This window comes from Mycobacterium sp. 2-64, assembly GCF_035918375.1.
In the GTDB taxonomy this organism is placed as follows: Bacteria; Actinomycetota; Actinomycetes; order Mycobacteriales; family Mycobacteriaceae; genus Mycobacterium; species Mycobacterium intracellulare.
Genome location: NZ_CP142361.1, coordinates 1122168 through 1138003 on the forward strand (window position 1 = coordinate 1122168; position 15836 = coordinate 1138003).

Below are 15836 nucleotides of genomic sequence, written 5' to 3' on the forward strand. Positions count from 1 at the left end.
CAATTCCTAATGTGAGTAATCCACCGAGCGCCTACTCTTCCTCACAGCCGGTTCGCGTCATCCCGTTGTAAAGGGAGGTTGGAGCATGTTTCTTCGTGCGAGCTCACCGCCAGCGAGCATGACTACCGCGATCGGGATCGTCTCGCCGCGCGCATGCAGCGGAGACATCAGTGTAGGGAGTCAAAGGAAATGAAAATCTATTACGTTGCGCCCCTTGGCATGCTGGCGTCTATTTTTGTCGCCGCGCCGGCCCATGCAGACACCACGCAGTTCCTGGCAGATGTGCAGAACGCGGGCTTCACCGACGGCTCTTTCGGCGCCACCGGCCTGGCGGAGATGGGCGCAGCCGTTTGCGCCCAGATGGACCAAGGCATGGACCCCGTCGCCGTGGCCCAGCAGATGTACGCGGATACGCCCGTGAACTTTACGCAAGATGAGACCGACCATTTCGTTGCGATTGCGATCCGGGACCTGTGCCCGCAGCACATCGCCCAGGTCGCGCGTGACGCGCAGGAGGGCACCTGACTTCTAAACGGAAGTGGCACAAATGATTTCAATATGCGTTTCAATACCGATGTTGTCCCGTGCAGCGGGGCGGTGGCGCCAGTCGCCGAGCCAGCCCCTGTCGGCAATTTGCGTGCTGAGCTCACCGTGGAGACGCGAACCGGCCCAACGGCAGTATCGCAAGGGTATTCGCCGCGGCGCCTAACCCCGCTGCGCCGCGAGCGCCACGGCGGTGGCCACCGCCTCCAGCAGGCGGGTGAGTTGCTCGGCGTCGCCGACGGTGCGGTCGCCGGCGGCCAGCCGGGTGAAGATGCCGGCGATGAAGGTCGTGACGGCGGTGGTCTGCGCGGCCAGCAGTTCGGGGTCGCGGGTGTCCGGCTGCAGATGGGCGATGGCGTCGCGGGCCATCGCGTTGATCCGGGCGACGAACACCTGCGCCGTCTCGGCCAGATCGGGATCGCGCGCGGCGCCCAGCAGCAACTCGTGGCGCGCCCGGTTCAGCATCAGCCCGGTCCCGTCGGCCTGCATCATGGTCAGCCGGGCCAGGTGCGCGAACGGCGAGACCGGGTCGACCGGCTCATCGATCACCGACTGCAAATTTGCGACGTCGATCTCGGCCACCCGCTTGCCGACGCCGCGCAGCAGGGCCGTGCGGGTGCGGTAGTAGTACGACGTGGTGCCCTCGGGGACGCCGGCGCAGCGGTCGACCTGCCCATGGGTGAGTCCACGCGATCCGTGCTCGGCCAGCACCCGGATCGCCGCGTCGCACAGGTCGCGGCGGCGTTCATCGCCGTCGCGCTTGCGGGATCTCGTACTGGCGGCCATGGGTCACCGAAGGACGGTGCCGCCGTCGATGTTGACGACCTGACCGTTGATCCACTCGCCCTCCCTGGACAGCAGGAAGGCGACCAGCGCGGCGATGTCGCCGGGCTCGCCGACGCGCGGTCCGCGAATGCGCTTGAGCGCGCCGGCCTCCAGGTCCGGCCACTGCGGCACCGAGCGGATGGTCTCGGTCGCGGTGAAGCCGGGCGCGACCGCGTTGCACCGGATGTTGTCCTTCCCCCACCGCGACGCGACGTGGCGAGTGAGCGCGCCGATGCCTGCCTTCGCGGTGGCATAGGCCGGGCGCGCGGGCTCTCCTTGGAACGCCGCCGCCGACGACATGTTGACGATGGCCCCGCCGCCGCGGTCCAGCATTCTCGGGATGGCGTATTTCATCGCGGCCACATACCCGCGCAGGTTCACCGCCATCACCCGATCCCAGACGTCGAAATCGATGTCCACCACGTCGGTGTCGGCCCGGATGATGCTCATGTCGGCGCCCACGTTGAACAGCAGGTCCACGCCGCCGAAAGTCGTTGCGGCGGTGTCGATCAGCGCCGCGACCGACGCGGGATCCGCCAGGTCGAAGGCCACGTGCGTCGCCGCGCCGCCGGTCGCGGCGATGCGTTCGGCCGTCCGCCGCGCGCAATCGTCGGCGACGTCGCCGACGATTACCCGGCAGCCTTCGCCGGCGAGACGGGCGGCCGTCGCCGCGCCGATGCCGGTGGCGCCGCCGACCACGACCGCCACCTTGTCGATCAGACCCTGCAATCCCATGGATATTGACTTTACCTCTAGAACTGTAGAGGATCGCCAGTCATGGCTGGGATTCATCGGGAGCGGCCCGGGGCCGGCGACCTGTCGGCGGCGACGGACACGCCCGCGCTGGCCCTCGGCGACGGCGTGTGGATGTCGCCGGGCGTCTCCAACGCCTACGCGGTGGCCACCGACGAGGGGCGGGTCATCGTCAACAGCGGGCTGGTCTTCGAGGGGCCGCTGCACCGCAAGGCTTTTGCCAAGGTGCCGGGCCCGACACGGGCCATCATCGTCACCCAGGGGCACGCCGACCATTGGGGCGGGGTGAAGGCGCTGCGCGACGAGGGCACCAACGTCGTGATGCACCGCAACTACCGGTACTGGCGCGACGACAACACACTGCTCATGGGCTACCGGGTGCCCAAGACGTCGTTCGCCTTCCAGAAGTTCTCCGACGCCGTGCTCGAGCACTTCAAGACCCTCGACCCCGCGACCATCGACTTCTCGTTCCCCGAGCCGACGACGACCTTCGACCAGCGCCACAACATCACCGTCGGAGGGCGTACCTTCGAGCTGGCGTGGACGCCGGGCGGCGAGACCACCGACGCACTGGTGGTGTGGCTGCCGCAGGAGCGAATCCTGTTCACCGGCAACCTGTTCGGCCCGCTGTTCGGGCATGTCCCGAATCTGATGACCATCCGCGGCGACCGCTATCGCGATCCCATTCTCTACATCGAGTCGTTGAACACCGTGCTCGACTACGGACCGCAGCGGCTGATCACCGGCCACTTCGACCCGATCGAGGGCGCCGACCGCATCGCGGAGGAAGTCAGCGCGATGCGTGACGCCATGCAGGCCGTGCACGACCGCACCGCCGAACTGATGAATTCCGGCGCCGACGTCCATACCGCGATGCGCGAGGTCACCGTGCCCGAGCACCTCGACATCGGTGAAGGGTACGGCAAGACCTCGTGGAATGTGCGCGCCATCTGGGAGATGTACACCGGGTGGTTCCGGCATCGCTCCACCACCGAACTGTATGGGATCGCACCGGATTCCGTTGCGGCCGATGTGGTGAGCGCCGCCGGGGCCGACGCGCTCGTGGACGCGGCCCGCGCGCACCTGGCGGTCGGGCGGCCGGTGCAGGCCATCCACCTCACCGACCTGATCCTGGCCGCCCAGCCGTTGCACGCGGCGGCACGTGCCGTCGCCGCCGAAGCCCACGAGGCACTGTTGGCCGACGCCGACAACTTCTGGGAAAAAGCGTGGCTCACCAAATCCATCAACGAACTGAGGTCACCCGAATGAACACCGTCAACTTCGATTTCACCGGCGCCACCGTGCTGGTGACCGGCGGCACCAGCGGCATCGGCAACGCCATCGCCGCCGCATTCGCCGGGGCGGGCGCGGCCGTCACCGTCACCGGCACCCGCGGGTCCGCCACGGACTATTCCGAGACGGATCTGAGCGCCTACACCTACCGCCAATGCCAGATACAGGACCCGAAATCGGTTGACGCCCTGGCGGATTCGCTGGGTGAACTGGACATCTTAATCAACAACGCCGGCGGCCCCTACCCGGCGGGTGACGAATACGACCCGGACGGATACGTCGCGTCGGTGACGCAGAACATGTTCGGCCCGATGCGGCTGACCATGCGCTGCCATGACCTGCTCAAGTCCAGCCAGGCTCCCGGCGGGGCGAGCGTCGTCAGCGTCGTGTCGATGTCCGCGTTCCGCTCCGCCGTGTTCGTCCCCGGCTACGCCTCGTCGAAGATGGGCCTGCTCGCCCTCACGATGAACCTGTCGCGGCGGTGGGCCAACGACGGGATCCGGGTCAACGCCATCGCACCCGGGCTCATCGACACCCGAATGACCCACCCGGCCATGGGCATTCCCGAGGTGATGGACGTCGAGATCGGCTTCCACACGCCCCTGGGCAGGCCCGGCACGCCCCAGGACTGCGCCGGCGCGACGCTGTTCCTGTGTACCGACGCCGCCTCGTACATCACCGGCACCACCATCGCCGTCGACGGCGGATACCTGACGGTCTGAAACGATGAGCGACAACAACTTCGACAACGTCTCGACCACCGACGACGTCTTCAAGCTGGCCGCACAGCGCACCGGCCTCACCGAAATCGATTCCGATTCTTGGCGAGACGGCCTGGCCATCATGCTCGACGAGCTCAACAGTTCGGCCGCGTTCACCCCCTTCGGCCGCGAACGGGTCCTCACCGACGCCACCGACGCGCTCGGGCGGCGCATGCAGGTCCACGCCTACATCCAGGAGCACCCCGAAGTCCTCGACGCGCCCGTCGAGCGACCGCTGATCGTGCTGGGCATGCCCCGCACTGGAACCACGGTCATCAGTTACCTGCTCGACCAGGATCCGGCCCGGCGCTCGCTGCTGCACTGGCAGTGCGTGCACCCGATCCCGCCGGCCACCACCGAGGCGCTGCGCACCGACGCGCGCTGCCTGGCCCTGCTGGAGGAACAGCGCAAGATTTTGGACATGGTCACGCAGGCCAAAGTGCCGCTGCCGCACTGGGAAGACGCCGATGGGCCCACCGAGGACATGTTCATCCACAATCAGGATTTCAAGGGGCTGTCCTGGGACTCGTTCCTGTCGACCTCGCGCTACGCCGAATGGCTGTTCCACGAGGCCGACATGACCAGCACGTACGAATATCAGAAGCGTTACCTGCAGGTGTTGCAGTCCACCGCGCCCGGCAACTGGAGCCTCAAGATGCCGTCGCATTCGGTGCACATCGAGGCGCTGCTCAAGGTGTTCCCCGACGCCCGGCTGATCTGGGCGCACCGGGACCCCTACAGGGCGACGGGGTCGCTGTGCAACCTGTGGAAGCTGCCCAAGGGGATGGTGCTGCATCCCGATGCCATCGACCTGAATGCCATGGGGCGCAACGCCATGGCGCAGATGCGCTACCACGTCCAGCGGCCGCTGCGCGCCCGCGATCGCATCGGCGACGAGCGCTTCTTCCATATGTACTACCACGAGATGATGCGTGACCCGATGGACGTCATGCGGCGCATCTACGAATGGGCCGACGAGCCGCTGACCGCAGAAACCGAAGCGCGGATGCGCAATTGGCTCGCCGGGCACCCCCAGGACCGGTTCGCGCTCAATGCCTACACCCTCGACCAGTATGGCCTGACCGTCGAAGCGCTCGAACCGATCTTCGCCGAATATCTCGATACGTTCGACATCGAACTGGAAGGCACAGCATGAACCCGGCGGACTGCTATCACACCGGGCTGGTGGTTGACGATATGGCCGCCGCCGCCGAACGGCTCACCAGGGTGATGGGGTACCGGTGGACCAAACCGGTCGATGCCGCGTTGAGCGTGGCCACCGCGGACGGCGACATCGAGGTGCCGTTCCGCTTTGTGTACTCGGTGGACGCACCGCACCTGGAAGTGATTCAGGCGGTGCCCGGCACGATCTGGACCCCGCCGCCCAGGGGCGGCGCCCACCACCTCGGCTACTGGGTCGACGACATGGCCGGTGCCGCAGCGCAACTCGAACGCAGCGGGTACCGGCTGGAGGCGCGACCCAGCGGCGAGACGCTGTCGATGTTCGCCTACTACGTCGACCCGGCTGGAGTCCGCATCGAGATCGTGGACCGGGCACTGTTTCCCGACTGGCCGGGGTTTCTGCAATCCATGGCGGCTTGACCGTAAGACCGAGGAGTCACCGATGAAGATGTCAATGGTCACCGGCCCGGGCAAGGCCGAGGTGCTCGACGCCGAGCGTCCCACGGTGGGCCCCAACGACGTACTGGTCCGGATGCGCGCCTGCGGCATCTGCGGCTCGGACGCCTTCTACATCACCATCGGCGGGCTGCCCCCGCGCCAGGGACACACGCCGCTCGGACACGAGCCCGCCGGGGAGATCGCCGAGGTCGGCGCGAAGGTGAGCGGCCTGGCCGTCGGCGACCACGTCGTCATCAACCCGATGGCCGCCCCGAGCGGCATCATCGGCAACGGCGGGCCCAGCGGCGCGCTCGCCGACTACCTGCTCATCGAAAACGCCGTACGCGGAACGAGTCTCGAGGTCATCCCCGACCACGTCCCGTGGGAGGTCGCGGCGCTCAACGAGCCGATGGCCGTCGCGCGCCACGGCGCCAACCGGTGCCGACCCAAGCCGACGGACAAGGTCGCCGTGTTCGGCGCCGGACCGATCGGCCTGGGCGCCACGCTGGCCTTCAAATCCCTTGGCGTGAGCCACGTCGTCGTCGTGGACCTGCTCCCCGGCCGGCTGGACAAGGCGCTGCAGATCGGCGCCGACGCCGTCATCAACTCCGCCGACGAGGACGTGGTGGCGCGGCTGATCGAACTGCACGGCGCGGGCGATTCCATGTACCCCGGGAAGGCCGGCACGAACATCTATCTCGACGCGGCCGGTGTGCCCGCCGTCGTCAACACCGCGCTCGCCGCGGCGCAAAAGGGCGCCACCGTCGGCATCGTCGGCGTCCACAAGGAGCCGGTGCCCGTCGACCTCATCAACCTGATGAGCAACGAGATCACCCTGCTCGGGAGCATGGGCTACCCCGACGAAATCTTCGAGGTGACCAAGGATCTCGTCGCGAACTGGGAGAAGTACGCGCTGATCGTCAGCCACACCATCCCGTTCGGCAGCGTCGGTGATGCGCTCGAGCTCGCCCAGACTCCGGGCGCCGCGGACAAGGTCGTCGTCACGTTCGGCTGATGTCGGCGGTGATCGCGCCGGTGAGGCGGATCAGGTCCCGGGGCGCGACCGCGACGTCGTAATGCCGCTTGCCGGCGCTGCACAGGATCCGATCCCAGCGCAGCGCGGAGCCGTCCAGGACCGTGCGGAGCCGCTTGCGCTGACCGAACGGCGAAATGCCGCCCACCACATAGCCGGTGGCCCGCTCGGCGGCGGCCGGCTCGGCCATGACGGCCTTGGGCACACCCAGCGCCGCGGCGACCGCCTTCAGCGACAACCGCCACGGCACCGGCACGATCGCGACGGCCAGCTCACCCGGCAGGGCGACGATCAGGGTCTTGAAGACCTGTTCGGGCGCGACGTCGGACGACTCGGACAGGTCGGTGACCGCGTCGAAGTGCAGAACCTGGTGCGGCACACCGGCTTTCATCAACGCGGCGATGCCCGGAGTGGCCGCGCCGCCCACCGGCTACCTCCGCTGGTCGTGACCCGCGGCGCCCGGCTGCGCCGCGCTTGCGATCACGACTAAGGCCCCGAGTACCCCGGCGGGTTGACGCCGTCGACCCAGAAGTCCACGCCCAGCTTCGAACCGGGCACACAGTCGTATGTCGAGAGGTCCTTGACGCCGGATTCCACCAGCACGTCCTCGCACAGCAGCATGTTGCCGGTGTACTCCCTGGACGGCTTGTTGAGGACGACGTAGGCGGCGTCCGAGTACACCTCGGGCTTGCGGGCCCGGCCCATCGCCTCGTCGCCGCCGAGCAGGTTCTGCACCGCGGCCGTCGCCACCAGCGTGCGCGGCCACAGCGTGTTCGACGCGATGCCCTCGTCCCGCATTTCTTCGGCGATGCCCAGCGCGCACAGCGTCATCCCGAACTTGGCCATCATGTACGCCGTCGGCTTCAACCACTCGCGGCCCAGCAGCACCGGCGGCGACAGCGTCAGGATGTGCGGGTTCTCGCGGCCCTTCAGATGCGGGATGCATGCCTGCGACACCGCGTACGTGCCCCGCACCTGGATGCCGTTCATCAGGTCGAACCGCTTCATGGGCACCTCGGTGACCGAACCCAGGTTGATCGCCGACGCGTTGTTGACGCAGATGTCGATGCCGCCGAACTGCTCGACGGTCTTGGCCACGGCCGCCTCGACCGAATCGGGATCGCGGACGTCCCCGACGATCGGCAGGGCCTGCCCGCCCGCCTCTTCGAGCTCCTTCGCCGCGGTGAACACCGTTCCCGGCAGCTTCGGGTGCGGCTCGGCGGTCTTGGCGATCAGGGCGATGTTGGCACCGTCCTGCGCGGCGCGCTTGGCGATCGCCAGGCCGATGCCGCGGCTGGCGCCGGAGATGAACATGGTCTTGCCATTCAGGGACATGGCGTCACACTAACGCCACGCCCGAATCGGTCCGATCGGGGTCTACGCCGGGGAGCGGGCACCGATATCGCGGGCCGAATTCCGCCCGGAAATAGTCGGATCGCGCGCGCGGTTGATCCAATTGGTTTTCGATGCGGTGGGTCACACCCGGGCAAAAGCTGTCGGGGTGAGCCTTTAGATTGGGAGGAGCAGCGTGGTGTCAACGGCGACGAGCCTGTTAGGCGAGGAGCAGTTGGCTGGCGTCCTTGCGAGTCCGGTGGCACTTTCGGTGCTTTCCGGTAACACCGCAGCAGAAGGGACCGGGTTAATCGATATGGCCGATTCTCTAGATGGCCGCGATAGCGCGGCGGGGCCGTCCATCACCGAACCCGCGGCGCCCGAAGAGACGGACGCGGAACTGACGGCGCGGTTCGAGCGCGACGCGATTCCCCTGCTGGACCAGCTTTATGGCGGTGCACTGCGCATGACGCGGAATCCCGCCGACGCCGAGGATTTGCTGCAAGAGACGATGGTGAAGGCCTACGCGGGCTTCCGCTCGTTTCGCGCCGGGACCAATCTCAAGGCGTGGCTGTACCGGATCCTGACCAACACCTACATCAACAGCTACCGCAAGAAGCAGCGCCAGCCCGCGGAGTACCCGACCGAGGAAATCACCGACTGGCAGCTGGCCGCCAATGCCGAGCATTCCTCCACCGGGCTGCGTTCGGCCGAGGTGGAGGCGCTGGAGTCGCTGCCGGACTCCGAGATCAAAGACGCGCTGCAGGCCTTGCCGGAGGAATTCCGGATGGCGGTCTATTACGCCGACGTCGAGGGATTTCCGTATAAGGAAATCGCGGAAATCATGGACACGCCCATCGGAACGGTAATGTCACGGCTGCACCGCGGTCGACGGCAACTGCGCGGCCTGTTGGCCGACGTTGCCAAGGAGCGGGGCTTCAACCGCGGTCAGCAGGCGCACGAGGAGGTGTCGTCATGAGCGAGTTCGCCGGCCAGGGCGGTGCTTCGGCGGATGCCTGCCCCAACGACGAGTCCCACGGCAGCGTCGGCTGCGCGGAGGTCATCCGCCAGGTATGGCTGCTGCTCGACGGTGAATGCGGCCCGGATACCCGCGAACAACTGCGCAGGCATCTCGAGGCGTGCCCCGGCTGCTTCAAGCACTACGGGCTCGAAGAGCGGATCAAGGCGTTGATCGCCACCAAGTGCAAAGGTGAGAGGGCCCCGGAGGGCCTGCGCGAGCGGCTACGGCTCGAGATTCGGCGCACCACCATCATCCGGGGTACGCAGTAGCGTCCTCAGGAATTGGGCCGCTTGCCGTGGTTGGCCTTGCTGTGCTTGCGGTCGCGCTTCTTACGGCCTCGTTTGGCCATGGGTCGAACCTCCGTTGATTGCTGTCAAACCAGGCGCCTGGCGCCGGTTGGCTTGTCGTCCAGTCTCTCATGAGACGCGCCGCGCACTGTCTTCGCCCTGGTGCGGCCCGCGGGAGGGGCCGGGCGCCGTCGTCGCGGTGGGGCCTGTGGTTCGATGTAGGCGACCTGATAGAACGTTGATGGACCAACCAGCGATGGACCAACAACCAGCGATGACCAGCGGCCAGCCTGCGCAGAGGCCGAAACGAGTGGGGTGAAGATGGCCGAGGATGTGCGCGCCGAGATCGTGGCCAGCGTGCTCGAAGTCGTTGTCAACGAGGGTGATCAGATCGGCAAAGGCGACATCGTGGTGCTGCTTGAGTCGATGAAGATGGAGATTCCCGTCCTTGCGGAGGTCGGCGGCACCGTCAGCAAGGTGAGCGTGTCGGTGGGCGACGTCATTCAGGCGGGCGACCTCATCGCGGTGATCAGCTAGCCGGTCGGGCCCTTCGACCAGCCGCCGGGGAACGACCCGGGGAGTAAGCGATGTCAACTCTCGGTGATCTGCTCGCCGAACACACCATGCTGCCGGGCAACGCGGTCGACCATCTGCACGCGGTGGTAGGGGAGTGGCAGCTGCTGGCCGACCTGTCGTTCGCCGACTACCTGATGTGGGTGCGTCGCGACGACGGCGTGCTGGTGTGCGTGGCGCAATGCCGCCCCAATACCGCGCCCACGGTGCTACAGACCGATGCGGTGGGCACCGCCATCGCCTCCGAGCGGCTGGCCCTCGTCGCCGACACCTTCGCGTCGGGCATCGCCCAGAGGGATGACGTTGCGGGTCAAGAGAATTCGTGGTTGCCGGGCACGCACGTCGAGGCGTCCCCGGTGCGCTACGGCGGCCAGGTGGTCGCCGTGCTCACGCATCATCAGACCGCGGTGGCCGCCGACCGCGCGTCCGGCCAGTTGGAGATCGCCTACCGGCAGTGCGCCGGCGACCTCGTCCACATGCTCGCCGAGGGCACCTTTCCCGACGCGGGGGACGTGGTGATGTCGCGCTCCACCCCCCGGGTCGGCGACGGCTTCATCCGCCTCGACGTCAAGGGCGTCGTCGACTACGCCAGTCCCAACGCGCTGTCGGCCTACCACCGCATGGGCCTGACCGCCGACCTGGAGGGACACAACCTCATCGAGGTCACGCGCCCGCTGATCTCGGATCCGTTCGAGGCGCAGGAAGTGGCCGAGCATGTGCGGGATCTGGTGGCCGGCGGGCGCAGCATGCGCATGGAGGTCGACGCCGGGGGAGCCACCGTGCTGCTGCGCACGCTGCCGCTGGTGGTCGACGGCGCCAGCGCCGGCGCGGCGGTGCTGATCCGCGACGTCACCGAGGTCAAGCGCCGCGACCGGGCCCTGATCTCCAAGGACGCCACCATTCGCGAAATCCACCACCGGGTGAAGAACAACCTGCAGACCGTCGCGGCGCTGCTGCGCCTGCAGGCCCGCCGCACGGCCAACGCGGAGGGGCGGGAGGCGCTCATCGAGTCGGTGCGCCGGGTGTCGTCGATCGCGTTGGTGCACGACGCGCTGTCGATGTCGGTGGACGAGCAGGTCAACCTCGACGAGGTCATCGACCGGATCCTGCCGATCATGAACGACGTGGCCTCGGTGGACCGGCCGATCCGCATCAACCGGGTCGGCGATCTGGGCGTGCTGGACTCGGACCGCGCGACGGCGCTGATCATGGTGATCACCGAGCTGGTGCAAAACGCGATCGAGCACGCCTTCGACCCGGCGGTCGAGGAAGGGTCGGTGACGATTCGGGCCGAGCGCTCCGCGCGCTGGCTGGATGTGGTCGTGCATGACGACGGCCGGGGGCTGCCTGACGGCTTCAGCCTCGAGACCTCCGACAGCCTCGGGCTGCAGATCGTGCGGACGCTGGTGTCGGCGGAACTCGACGGCACCCTGGGGATGACCCAGGCCCCGGCCCGCGGCACCGACGTGGTGCTGCGCGTCCCGATCGGTCGGCGGACCCGAATGCTGCTGTAGGCACACGCAAGAGTGCGGCCCCGACAATCGTCGAGGCCGCACCGTTTTGCGTTATCTGGGTTAAACCCCGCTGCGGGCTTTCGTCCGGGCGTTGCGACGCTTCAGCGCACGCCGCTCGTCTTCGCTCATGCCGCCCCAGACGCCCGAGTCCTGGCCCGTGTTCAGGGCCCAGCCGAGGCACTCTGTCGTCACCGGGCACCGATTACAGACCAGTTTCGCGTCAGCGATCTGCGCGAGCGCCGGACCACTGTTCCCCACCGGGAAGAACAGCTCCGGGTCTTCGTCGCGACAGACCGCCTTGTGGCGCCAATCCATACGTCTTTACTCCTTACTGAGTGCGCAGCAAGGCGCACGGCTATTTTCTTCGGCTGTTAAACGCGTGCAGAAGAAAAGGGGCCGCACCCCTACGTAATTTCTGCATGCAACCTTTTGATCGTTTCACAGGCTCAACAGATGTCAATAGTGTGAGTTCGCTCGTGGGCTATCTCACTTTGATCATCTCGTAGTCAAGCCCTTACTCCGTTGTACTACACTGACGGGCCTCTCCCCGTCCGTGTTTATGTCGCGTGCGCCACAGGCCACGCGTTGCCGCAGGTCAGCGTCGTTTTTGCTGAGGAGGGGCGGCCACCGCAAGCGCGTCGGGCACCGACTTGAACGTCATGGTTTCGCGCACGCCGAGGTAATCCCCGTCGAACTGGCAGGCGACGGGGCCCCCGGTCGAGGTAACTCGCACGCACGGCAGGTCGTCCTCGGTGACGAGGTGCTTGAAGTTGAACGTGGGCCGTTTTGCGAACATCTGCCGGACGATCCGCAGCGTCGGGATCGTCTTCAGGTTGGTGGGCGCGAATACCCCGAGTCCCGACTCGAAGCTGCAGCCGGGGTTGGTCCACACCGGCCGCTCGTTGGCGAACGTCCACGGGCTGGAGTTGGAAACGAACGCGAAGCTCACCCCGGTGATGGGTTCGCGGCCGGGAAGTTCGAGCGTCAGCATCGGCTCGCGGCGGGTGTAGGCCCACACGGCCGGCACCGATGCGCGGATGTAGCGCCACGCGGTGACCTTGCCGCCCTTGCTGCGTTCGGCCTCGACCGCGGCCACCACCTCCGCGTCGACGCCCATGCCGGTGTTGAACACGGCCCACCGCTCGCCGCAGTCGATCAGGCCGATCCGGCGCCACGTGCCGCGCCGCTGGTAATCGTCGAGCAACTGGATGAGCTGGTTGGTGGCCGCGACCGGATCCGCAGAGATGCCCAGCGATCGCGCCAGCACGTTCGCCGAACCGCCGGGCACCACGGCCACCGCGGGAACCGGGCCGCTCGGAAGCGTGCCGGGGCGGCCGAGCAGACCGTTGACCACCCCGCTCACCGTGCCATCGCCGCCGTGCACGACCACCAGGTCGACGCCGTCGGCGACGGCCTTCTGCGCGAGCTCGGTGCCGTGCCCGCGGTGGTTGGTGTGTTCGACGCTGAGCTGTAGCCGGCTCTTGAGGGCGTGGGCCAGCAGATCGCGACCGGCCGGTGTGGTGGAAGTGGCTGTGGGGTTGACGATCAGCACGGCCCGCATGAAGGACGAGCTTAGGCGGTGCGACGATGCGCGCCGCAGCGCGGCGTGAGGAGGAGCGCCGCAATCGGGTTAGGCGGTGCGACGATGCGCGCCGCAGCGCGGCGTGAGGAGGAGCGCCGCCGCCCTGACTACGCTGGCGCTGTGACGCCGCCATCCGCCCCGACCGCCGTCCGCCGCGCCGGCGTCGTCGTCGCCGTGCAGGGGATGGCCGCGCTTATCGTGGCCGTGGTCCTGGTGGTGCGCGGGATCGCCGGGGCCGACCAGCACGTGGCCAACGGTCTGGCCACCGCCGGCTGGTTCGTCCTCGTCGGCGCCGGGGTGATCGCCGCGGGCCGCGCGCTGATGCTGGGCAAGCGCTGGGGCCGCGGCCTGGCCGTGATCACCCAGCTGCTCCTGCTGCCGGTGGCCTGGTACCTCGCGGTCGGATCACACCAGCCCGGCTACGGGATCCCGGCGGGGCTTGTCGCGCTGGTCGTGTTGGGGTTGCTGTTCAGCCCGGCCGCGGTGCGCTGGGCCGCCGGCGGTCAGGGCGACTCCGCCAGCCCCGCCAACCGCGACCCCGACAGCCGGTAGGTGGTCCATTCGTTCTGCGGTTCCCCGCCGATCCCGTCGTAGAGCGTGATGGCGTCGGTGTTCCAGTTCAGCACCGCCCAGGACAACCGGGTGTAGCCCCGCTGCACGCATTCGTTGGCCAGCGCCGCCAGCAGCGCCCGGGCCAGCCCGCGGCGGCGAAATCCCGGGCGCACGAACAGATCTTCCAGATAGATGCCCGCCACGCCGTCCCAGGTGGAGAAGTTGACGAACCACAGCGCCATCGCCGCGACCTCGCCGTCCACCTCCGCCACGTGTCCGTACACCGTCGGGCGGTCGCCGAAAAGCGCTGCGGATATTTGTGTTTCGGTGACCGTGCACTGATCGGCGGCGTGCTCGAATTCGGCCAGCGCGTGGATCATTTCGGTGATGGCGGCGACGTCGTGGGGCGCGGCGCGACGGATGTCTGTGGTCATCGTTGGACTTCTAGTGCGTTGAGTATCGTGGCGAATTTGGTTGTGGTCTCGGCGACTTCGTCGTCGGGATCGGACTCGGCGACGATACCACCGCCGGCGCGAGCCAGCGCGCTGCGCCGGTCCGCCGACAGCTGCGCGCAGCGCAGCGACACCACCCAGCGGCCGTCGCCGGCGGCGTCGCACCAGCCGACCGCCCCCGCATAAAACCCGCGGTCGCCCTCCAGCTCGGCGATCAGCTGGACCGCCGCTTCGGTCGGGACCCCTCCGACAGCCGGGGTGGGGTGTAGCGCTAGCGCCAAATCGATTGCGCTCGTTGAGGTATCGCGAAGCCGTCCGCTGATCGGTGTGCACAGGTGCCAGACCGCGGCGGTGCGGCTCAGTTGCGGCTCGGCGGCGATCGACAGGTCGTCGCACAACGGCTGCAGGGCCGCCCGGATGGTCTCGATCACCAGCTGATGCTCGTGCCGGTTCTTGGCCGAGGCGGCCAGCGCGGCGCCGTTGGCGGCGTCGGCATCCGGGTCGGCGGCCCGCGGGGCCGACCCCGCGAACGGCCGGCACTCGACGCGGTCGCCGCTGCGCGCCACCAGGAGTTCGGGGCTGGCGCCCACCAAGGCCACGCCCGCGTAGCCGTCGCCGGCGGCGCTCAGATCGACGAGGTAGCCGTAGGCCGCCGGGTCCGCGGCCACGAGCCGGCGCAGGACGGCCCGCGCATCCATGGGGGCGTCGGCCACCAGCTCCAAGGCGCGCGCCAAGACCACCTTGTGCAGCGGGTTGTCGGCTGCGGCGAGCTGATCGCGGGCGCGGCGGACCCGGTCGCGGTAGTCACCCGGCGGCGGAAGCGCCGCGGCCACCCGCACCGGCGGCAGCGGGCCCGTCGGCCAGTCCGGGAGCCCGTGGGTGACGTCGACGGCGCGCGGCGTCAGCAACGCGGCCGGGCTGCTGAGGTCAAAAGCCAACGCGCCCAACACAATCGGCGCCTGATTCGACCGCAGCGCCGCCTGCGCCGCGCCCACGTCGCAGTAGCGCCGCAACACGCCGTCGGCGATCAGGGTTCGGGTCGGCCCGCACAGCGCGAACGGCGGTTCGCGGTTCACTGGCCGGTCAACCCGAGCGCCCGCAGCTGTCGCACCCCGTGCTCGAACCCGCAGACCGCGATCGACGCGGTGATCATGCCGAAGCGACTGCCCTCGACCAGCGGCAGTTCGACCCAGCGGGTGATCACCGCGCGCGAGAAGTGGCCGTGGCTGACGAAGACCACGTCGCGCGACTCCATGTGCCGCAGCGCCGTCGTGACCGCCGCGTCGGCGCGCTCGCTGACCTGCGCGACGCTCTCGCCGCCCGGACATCCGTGCGTCCACACCAGCCAGTCGGGCACCGACTCCCGGATCTGTTCGGTGGTCAGGCCCTCATAAGAGCCGTAGTCCCACTCGGCGAGCTGTTCGGTCACGTCGTCGACGGACAACCCGGCCAGCTCGGCGGTGACCAGCGAGCGTCGCCGTGGGCTGCTGATCACCAGTGGGTCAACAAGTTTGAGCTCGCCCAGCACCCCGGCGGCCAGCTGGGCCTGTTCACGGCCGGCGTCGGTCAGCTCGACCTCGGTGCGGCCGGTGTGCTGGCCAGACTTCGACCACTCGGTCTCGCCGTGGCGCAGCAGCACCAAACGGTGATCATGCAAGCCCATAGAGAATGATTCTGCCGGACGACATGCGGTGG

Annotated in this window: 21 protein-coding genes; 11 read left to right on the top strand and 10 right to left on the bottom strand. The window is 68.1% G+C overall.

Annotated features, from left to right (window positions below; genetic code table 11):
• The first annotated feature begins 189 nt into the window (after positions 1-189).
• Positions 190-525 (top strand): DUF732 domain-containing protein, encoded by a 336-nt coding sequence (locus QGN31_RS05365; protein ID WP_014942794.1) that lies wholly within the window; start codon positions 190-192, stop codon positions 523-525.
• Between the two features lie 180 nt (positions 526-705).
• Here QGN31_RS05365 and QGN31_RS05370 read toward each other — a convergent pair whose 3' ends face one another.
• Entirely contained in the window at positions 706-1329 is a 624-nt protein-coding gene (locus QGN31_RS05370; RefSeq protein ID WP_014942793.1) for a TetR/AcrR family transcriptional regulator, read from the bottom strand.
• Between the two features lie 3 nt (positions 1330-1332).
• Positions 1333-2103, bottom strand: a complete 771-nt coding sequence (locus QGN31_RS05375; protein ID WP_009952815.1) for an SDR family NAD(P)-dependent oxidoreductase — start codon at positions 2101-2103, stop codon at positions 1333-1335.
• A 42-nt stretch (positions 2104-2145) separates the two neighbouring features.
• Here QGN31_RS05375 and QGN31_RS05380 point away from each other — a divergent pair, with 42 nt between their 5' ends.
• The 5 genes from QGN31_RS05380 to QGN31_RS05400 are packed head-to-tail and all read left to right on the top strand — an operon-like array spanning position 2146 to position 6810.
• Entirely contained in the window at positions 2146-3390 is a 1245-nt protein-coding gene (locus QGN31_RS05380) for an alkyl sulfatase dimerization domain-containing protein (protein ID WP_014385646.1), read from the top strand.
• The gene (locus tag QGN31_RS05385) at positions 3387-4136 is read left to right on the top strand and encodes an SDR family NAD(P)-dependent oxidoreductase (protein ID WP_014380935.1); all 750 of its coding nucleotides are present in this window, start codon (positions 3387-3389) and stop codon (positions 4134-4136) included. The genes QGN31_RS05380 and QGN31_RS05385 overlap by 4 nt, the downstream gene beginning before the upstream one ends.
• Positions 4137-4140: 4 nt before the next feature.
• A complete protein-coding gene (locus tag QGN31_RS05390) occupies positions 4141-5331 on the top strand; it encodes a sulfotransferase family protein (protein ID WP_014385644.1) in 1191 nt (396 codons plus the stop codon).
• Entirely contained in the window at positions 5328-5777 is a 450-nt protein-coding gene (locus tag QGN31_RS05395) for a VOC family protein (protein ID WP_014380933.1), read from the top strand. Before QGN31_RS05390 ends, QGN31_RS05395 begins: the two co-directional genes overlap by 4 nt.
• Positions 5778-5799: 22 nt before the next feature.
• Complete coding sequence (locus tag QGN31_RS05400; protein WP_009952809.1) at positions 5800-6810, top strand: zinc-dependent alcohol dehydrogenase; 1011 nt, start codon at positions 5800-5802, stop codon at positions 6808-6810.
• Here the strand turns inward: QGN31_RS05400 and QGN31_RS05405 are convergent.
• Both QGN31_RS05405 and QGN31_RS05410 read right to left on the bottom strand, forming a co-directional pair.
• On the bottom strand, positions 6797-7255 hold the full coding sequence (locus tag QGN31_RS05405; protein ID WP_014385643.1) for an aminoacyl-tRNA deacylase: 459 nt from the start codon (positions 7253-7255) through the stop codon (positions 6797-6799). The genes QGN31_RS05400 and QGN31_RS05405 overlap by 14 nt on opposite strands.
• A gap of 59 nt (positions 7256-7314) precedes the next feature.
• Complete coding sequence (locus tag QGN31_RS05410) at positions 7315-8163, bottom strand: SDR family oxidoreductase (protein ID WP_008259702.1); 849 nt, start codon at positions 8161-8163, stop codon at positions 7315-7317.
• Between the two features lie 313 nt (positions 8164-8476).
• Between QGN31_RS05410 and QGN31_RS05415 the strand changes: the two genes are divergently transcribed.
• The gene (locus QGN31_RS05415) at positions 8477-9139 is read left to right on the top strand and encodes a sigma-70 family RNA polymerase sigma factor (RefSeq protein ID WP_008259701.1); all 663 of its coding nucleotides are present in this window, start codon (positions 8477-8479) and stop codon (positions 9137-9139) included.
• Entirely contained in the window at positions 9136-9450 is a 315-nt protein-coding gene (rsrA, locus tag QGN31_RS05420; protein ID WP_008259700.1) for a mycothiol system anti-sigma-R factor, read from the top strand. The genes QGN31_RS05415 and rsrA overlap by 4 nt, the downstream gene beginning before the upstream one ends.
• A gap of 5 nt (positions 9451-9455) precedes the next feature.
• On the opposite strand, the gene QGN31_RS26315 is transcribed toward rsrA, so the two are convergent.
• Positions 9456-9530 carry a 50S ribosomal protein bL37 gene (locus QGN31_RS26315; protein WP_085976515.1) on the bottom strand — a complete coding sequence of 25 codons (75 nt, stop codon included), beginning with the start codon at positions 9528-9530 and terminating at the stop codon, positions 9456-9458.
• A gap of 259 nt (positions 9531-9789) precedes the next feature.
• Between QGN31_RS26315 and QGN31_RS05425 the strand changes: the two genes are divergently transcribed.
• Together QGN31_RS05425 and QGN31_RS05430 are read left to right on the top strand one after the other, a co-directional pair.
• Positions 9790-10005, top strand: coding sequence for a biotin/lipoyl-binding carrier protein (locus tag QGN31_RS05425; protein ID WP_007773063.1), 216 nt, complete (start codon positions 9790-9792; stop codon positions 10003-10005).
• Positions 10006-10055: 50 nt separating this feature from the next.
• Complete coding sequence (locus QGN31_RS05430; protein ID WP_201407436.1) at positions 10056-11555, top strand: sensor histidine kinase; 1500 nt, start codon at positions 10056-10058, stop codon at positions 11553-11555.
• Between the two features lie 60 nt (positions 11556-11615).
• Here the strand turns inward: QGN31_RS05430 and whiB1 are convergent, their stop codons facing one another.
• Together whiB1 and QGN31_RS05440 are read right to left on the bottom strand one after the other, a co-directional pair.
• Entirely contained in the window at positions 11616-11870 is a 255-nt protein-coding gene (whiB1, locus tag QGN31_RS05435; protein ID WP_003874607.1) for a transcriptional regulator WhiB1, read from the bottom strand.
• Between the two features lie 280 nt (positions 11871-12150).
• Positions 12151-13116, bottom strand: coding sequence for a diacylglycerol/lipid kinase family protein (locus QGN31_RS05440; RefSeq protein ID WP_014380928.1), 966 nt, complete (start codon positions 13114-13116; stop codon positions 12151-12153).
• A gap of 141 nt (positions 13117-13257) precedes the next feature.
• On the opposite strand from QGN31_RS05440, the gene QGN31_RS05445 reads away from it, so the two are divergent.
• On the top strand, positions 13258-13689 hold the full coding sequence (locus tag QGN31_RS05445; RefSeq protein WP_014380927.1) for a hypothetical protein: 432 nt from the start codon (positions 13258-13260) through the stop codon (positions 13687-13689).
• Here the strand turns inward: QGN31_RS05445 and QGN31_RS05450 are convergent.
• The 3 genes from QGN31_RS05450 to QGN31_RS05460 are packed head-to-tail and all read right to left on the bottom strand — an operon-like array spanning position 13641 to position 15804.
• Positions 13641-14123, bottom strand: coding sequence for a GNAT family N-acetyltransferase (locus tag QGN31_RS05450; RefSeq protein WP_009952801.1), 483 nt, complete (start codon positions 14121-14123; stop codon positions 13641-13643). The genes QGN31_RS05445 and QGN31_RS05450 overlap by 49 nt on opposite strands.
• A complete protein-coding gene (locus QGN31_RS05455) occupies positions 14120-15217 on the bottom strand; it encodes an isochorismate synthase (protein WP_014942791.1) in 1098 nt (365 codons plus the stop codon). The genes QGN31_RS05450 and QGN31_RS05455 overlap by 4 nt, the downstream gene beginning before the upstream one ends.
• Positions 15214-15804, bottom strand: coding sequence for an acid phosphatase (locus QGN31_RS05460; protein WP_014383165.1), 591 nt, complete (start codon positions 15802-15804; stop codon positions 15214-15216). The genes QGN31_RS05455 and QGN31_RS05460 overlap by 4 nt, the downstream gene beginning before the upstream one ends.
• Positions 15805-15836 lie beyond the last annotated feature (32 nt).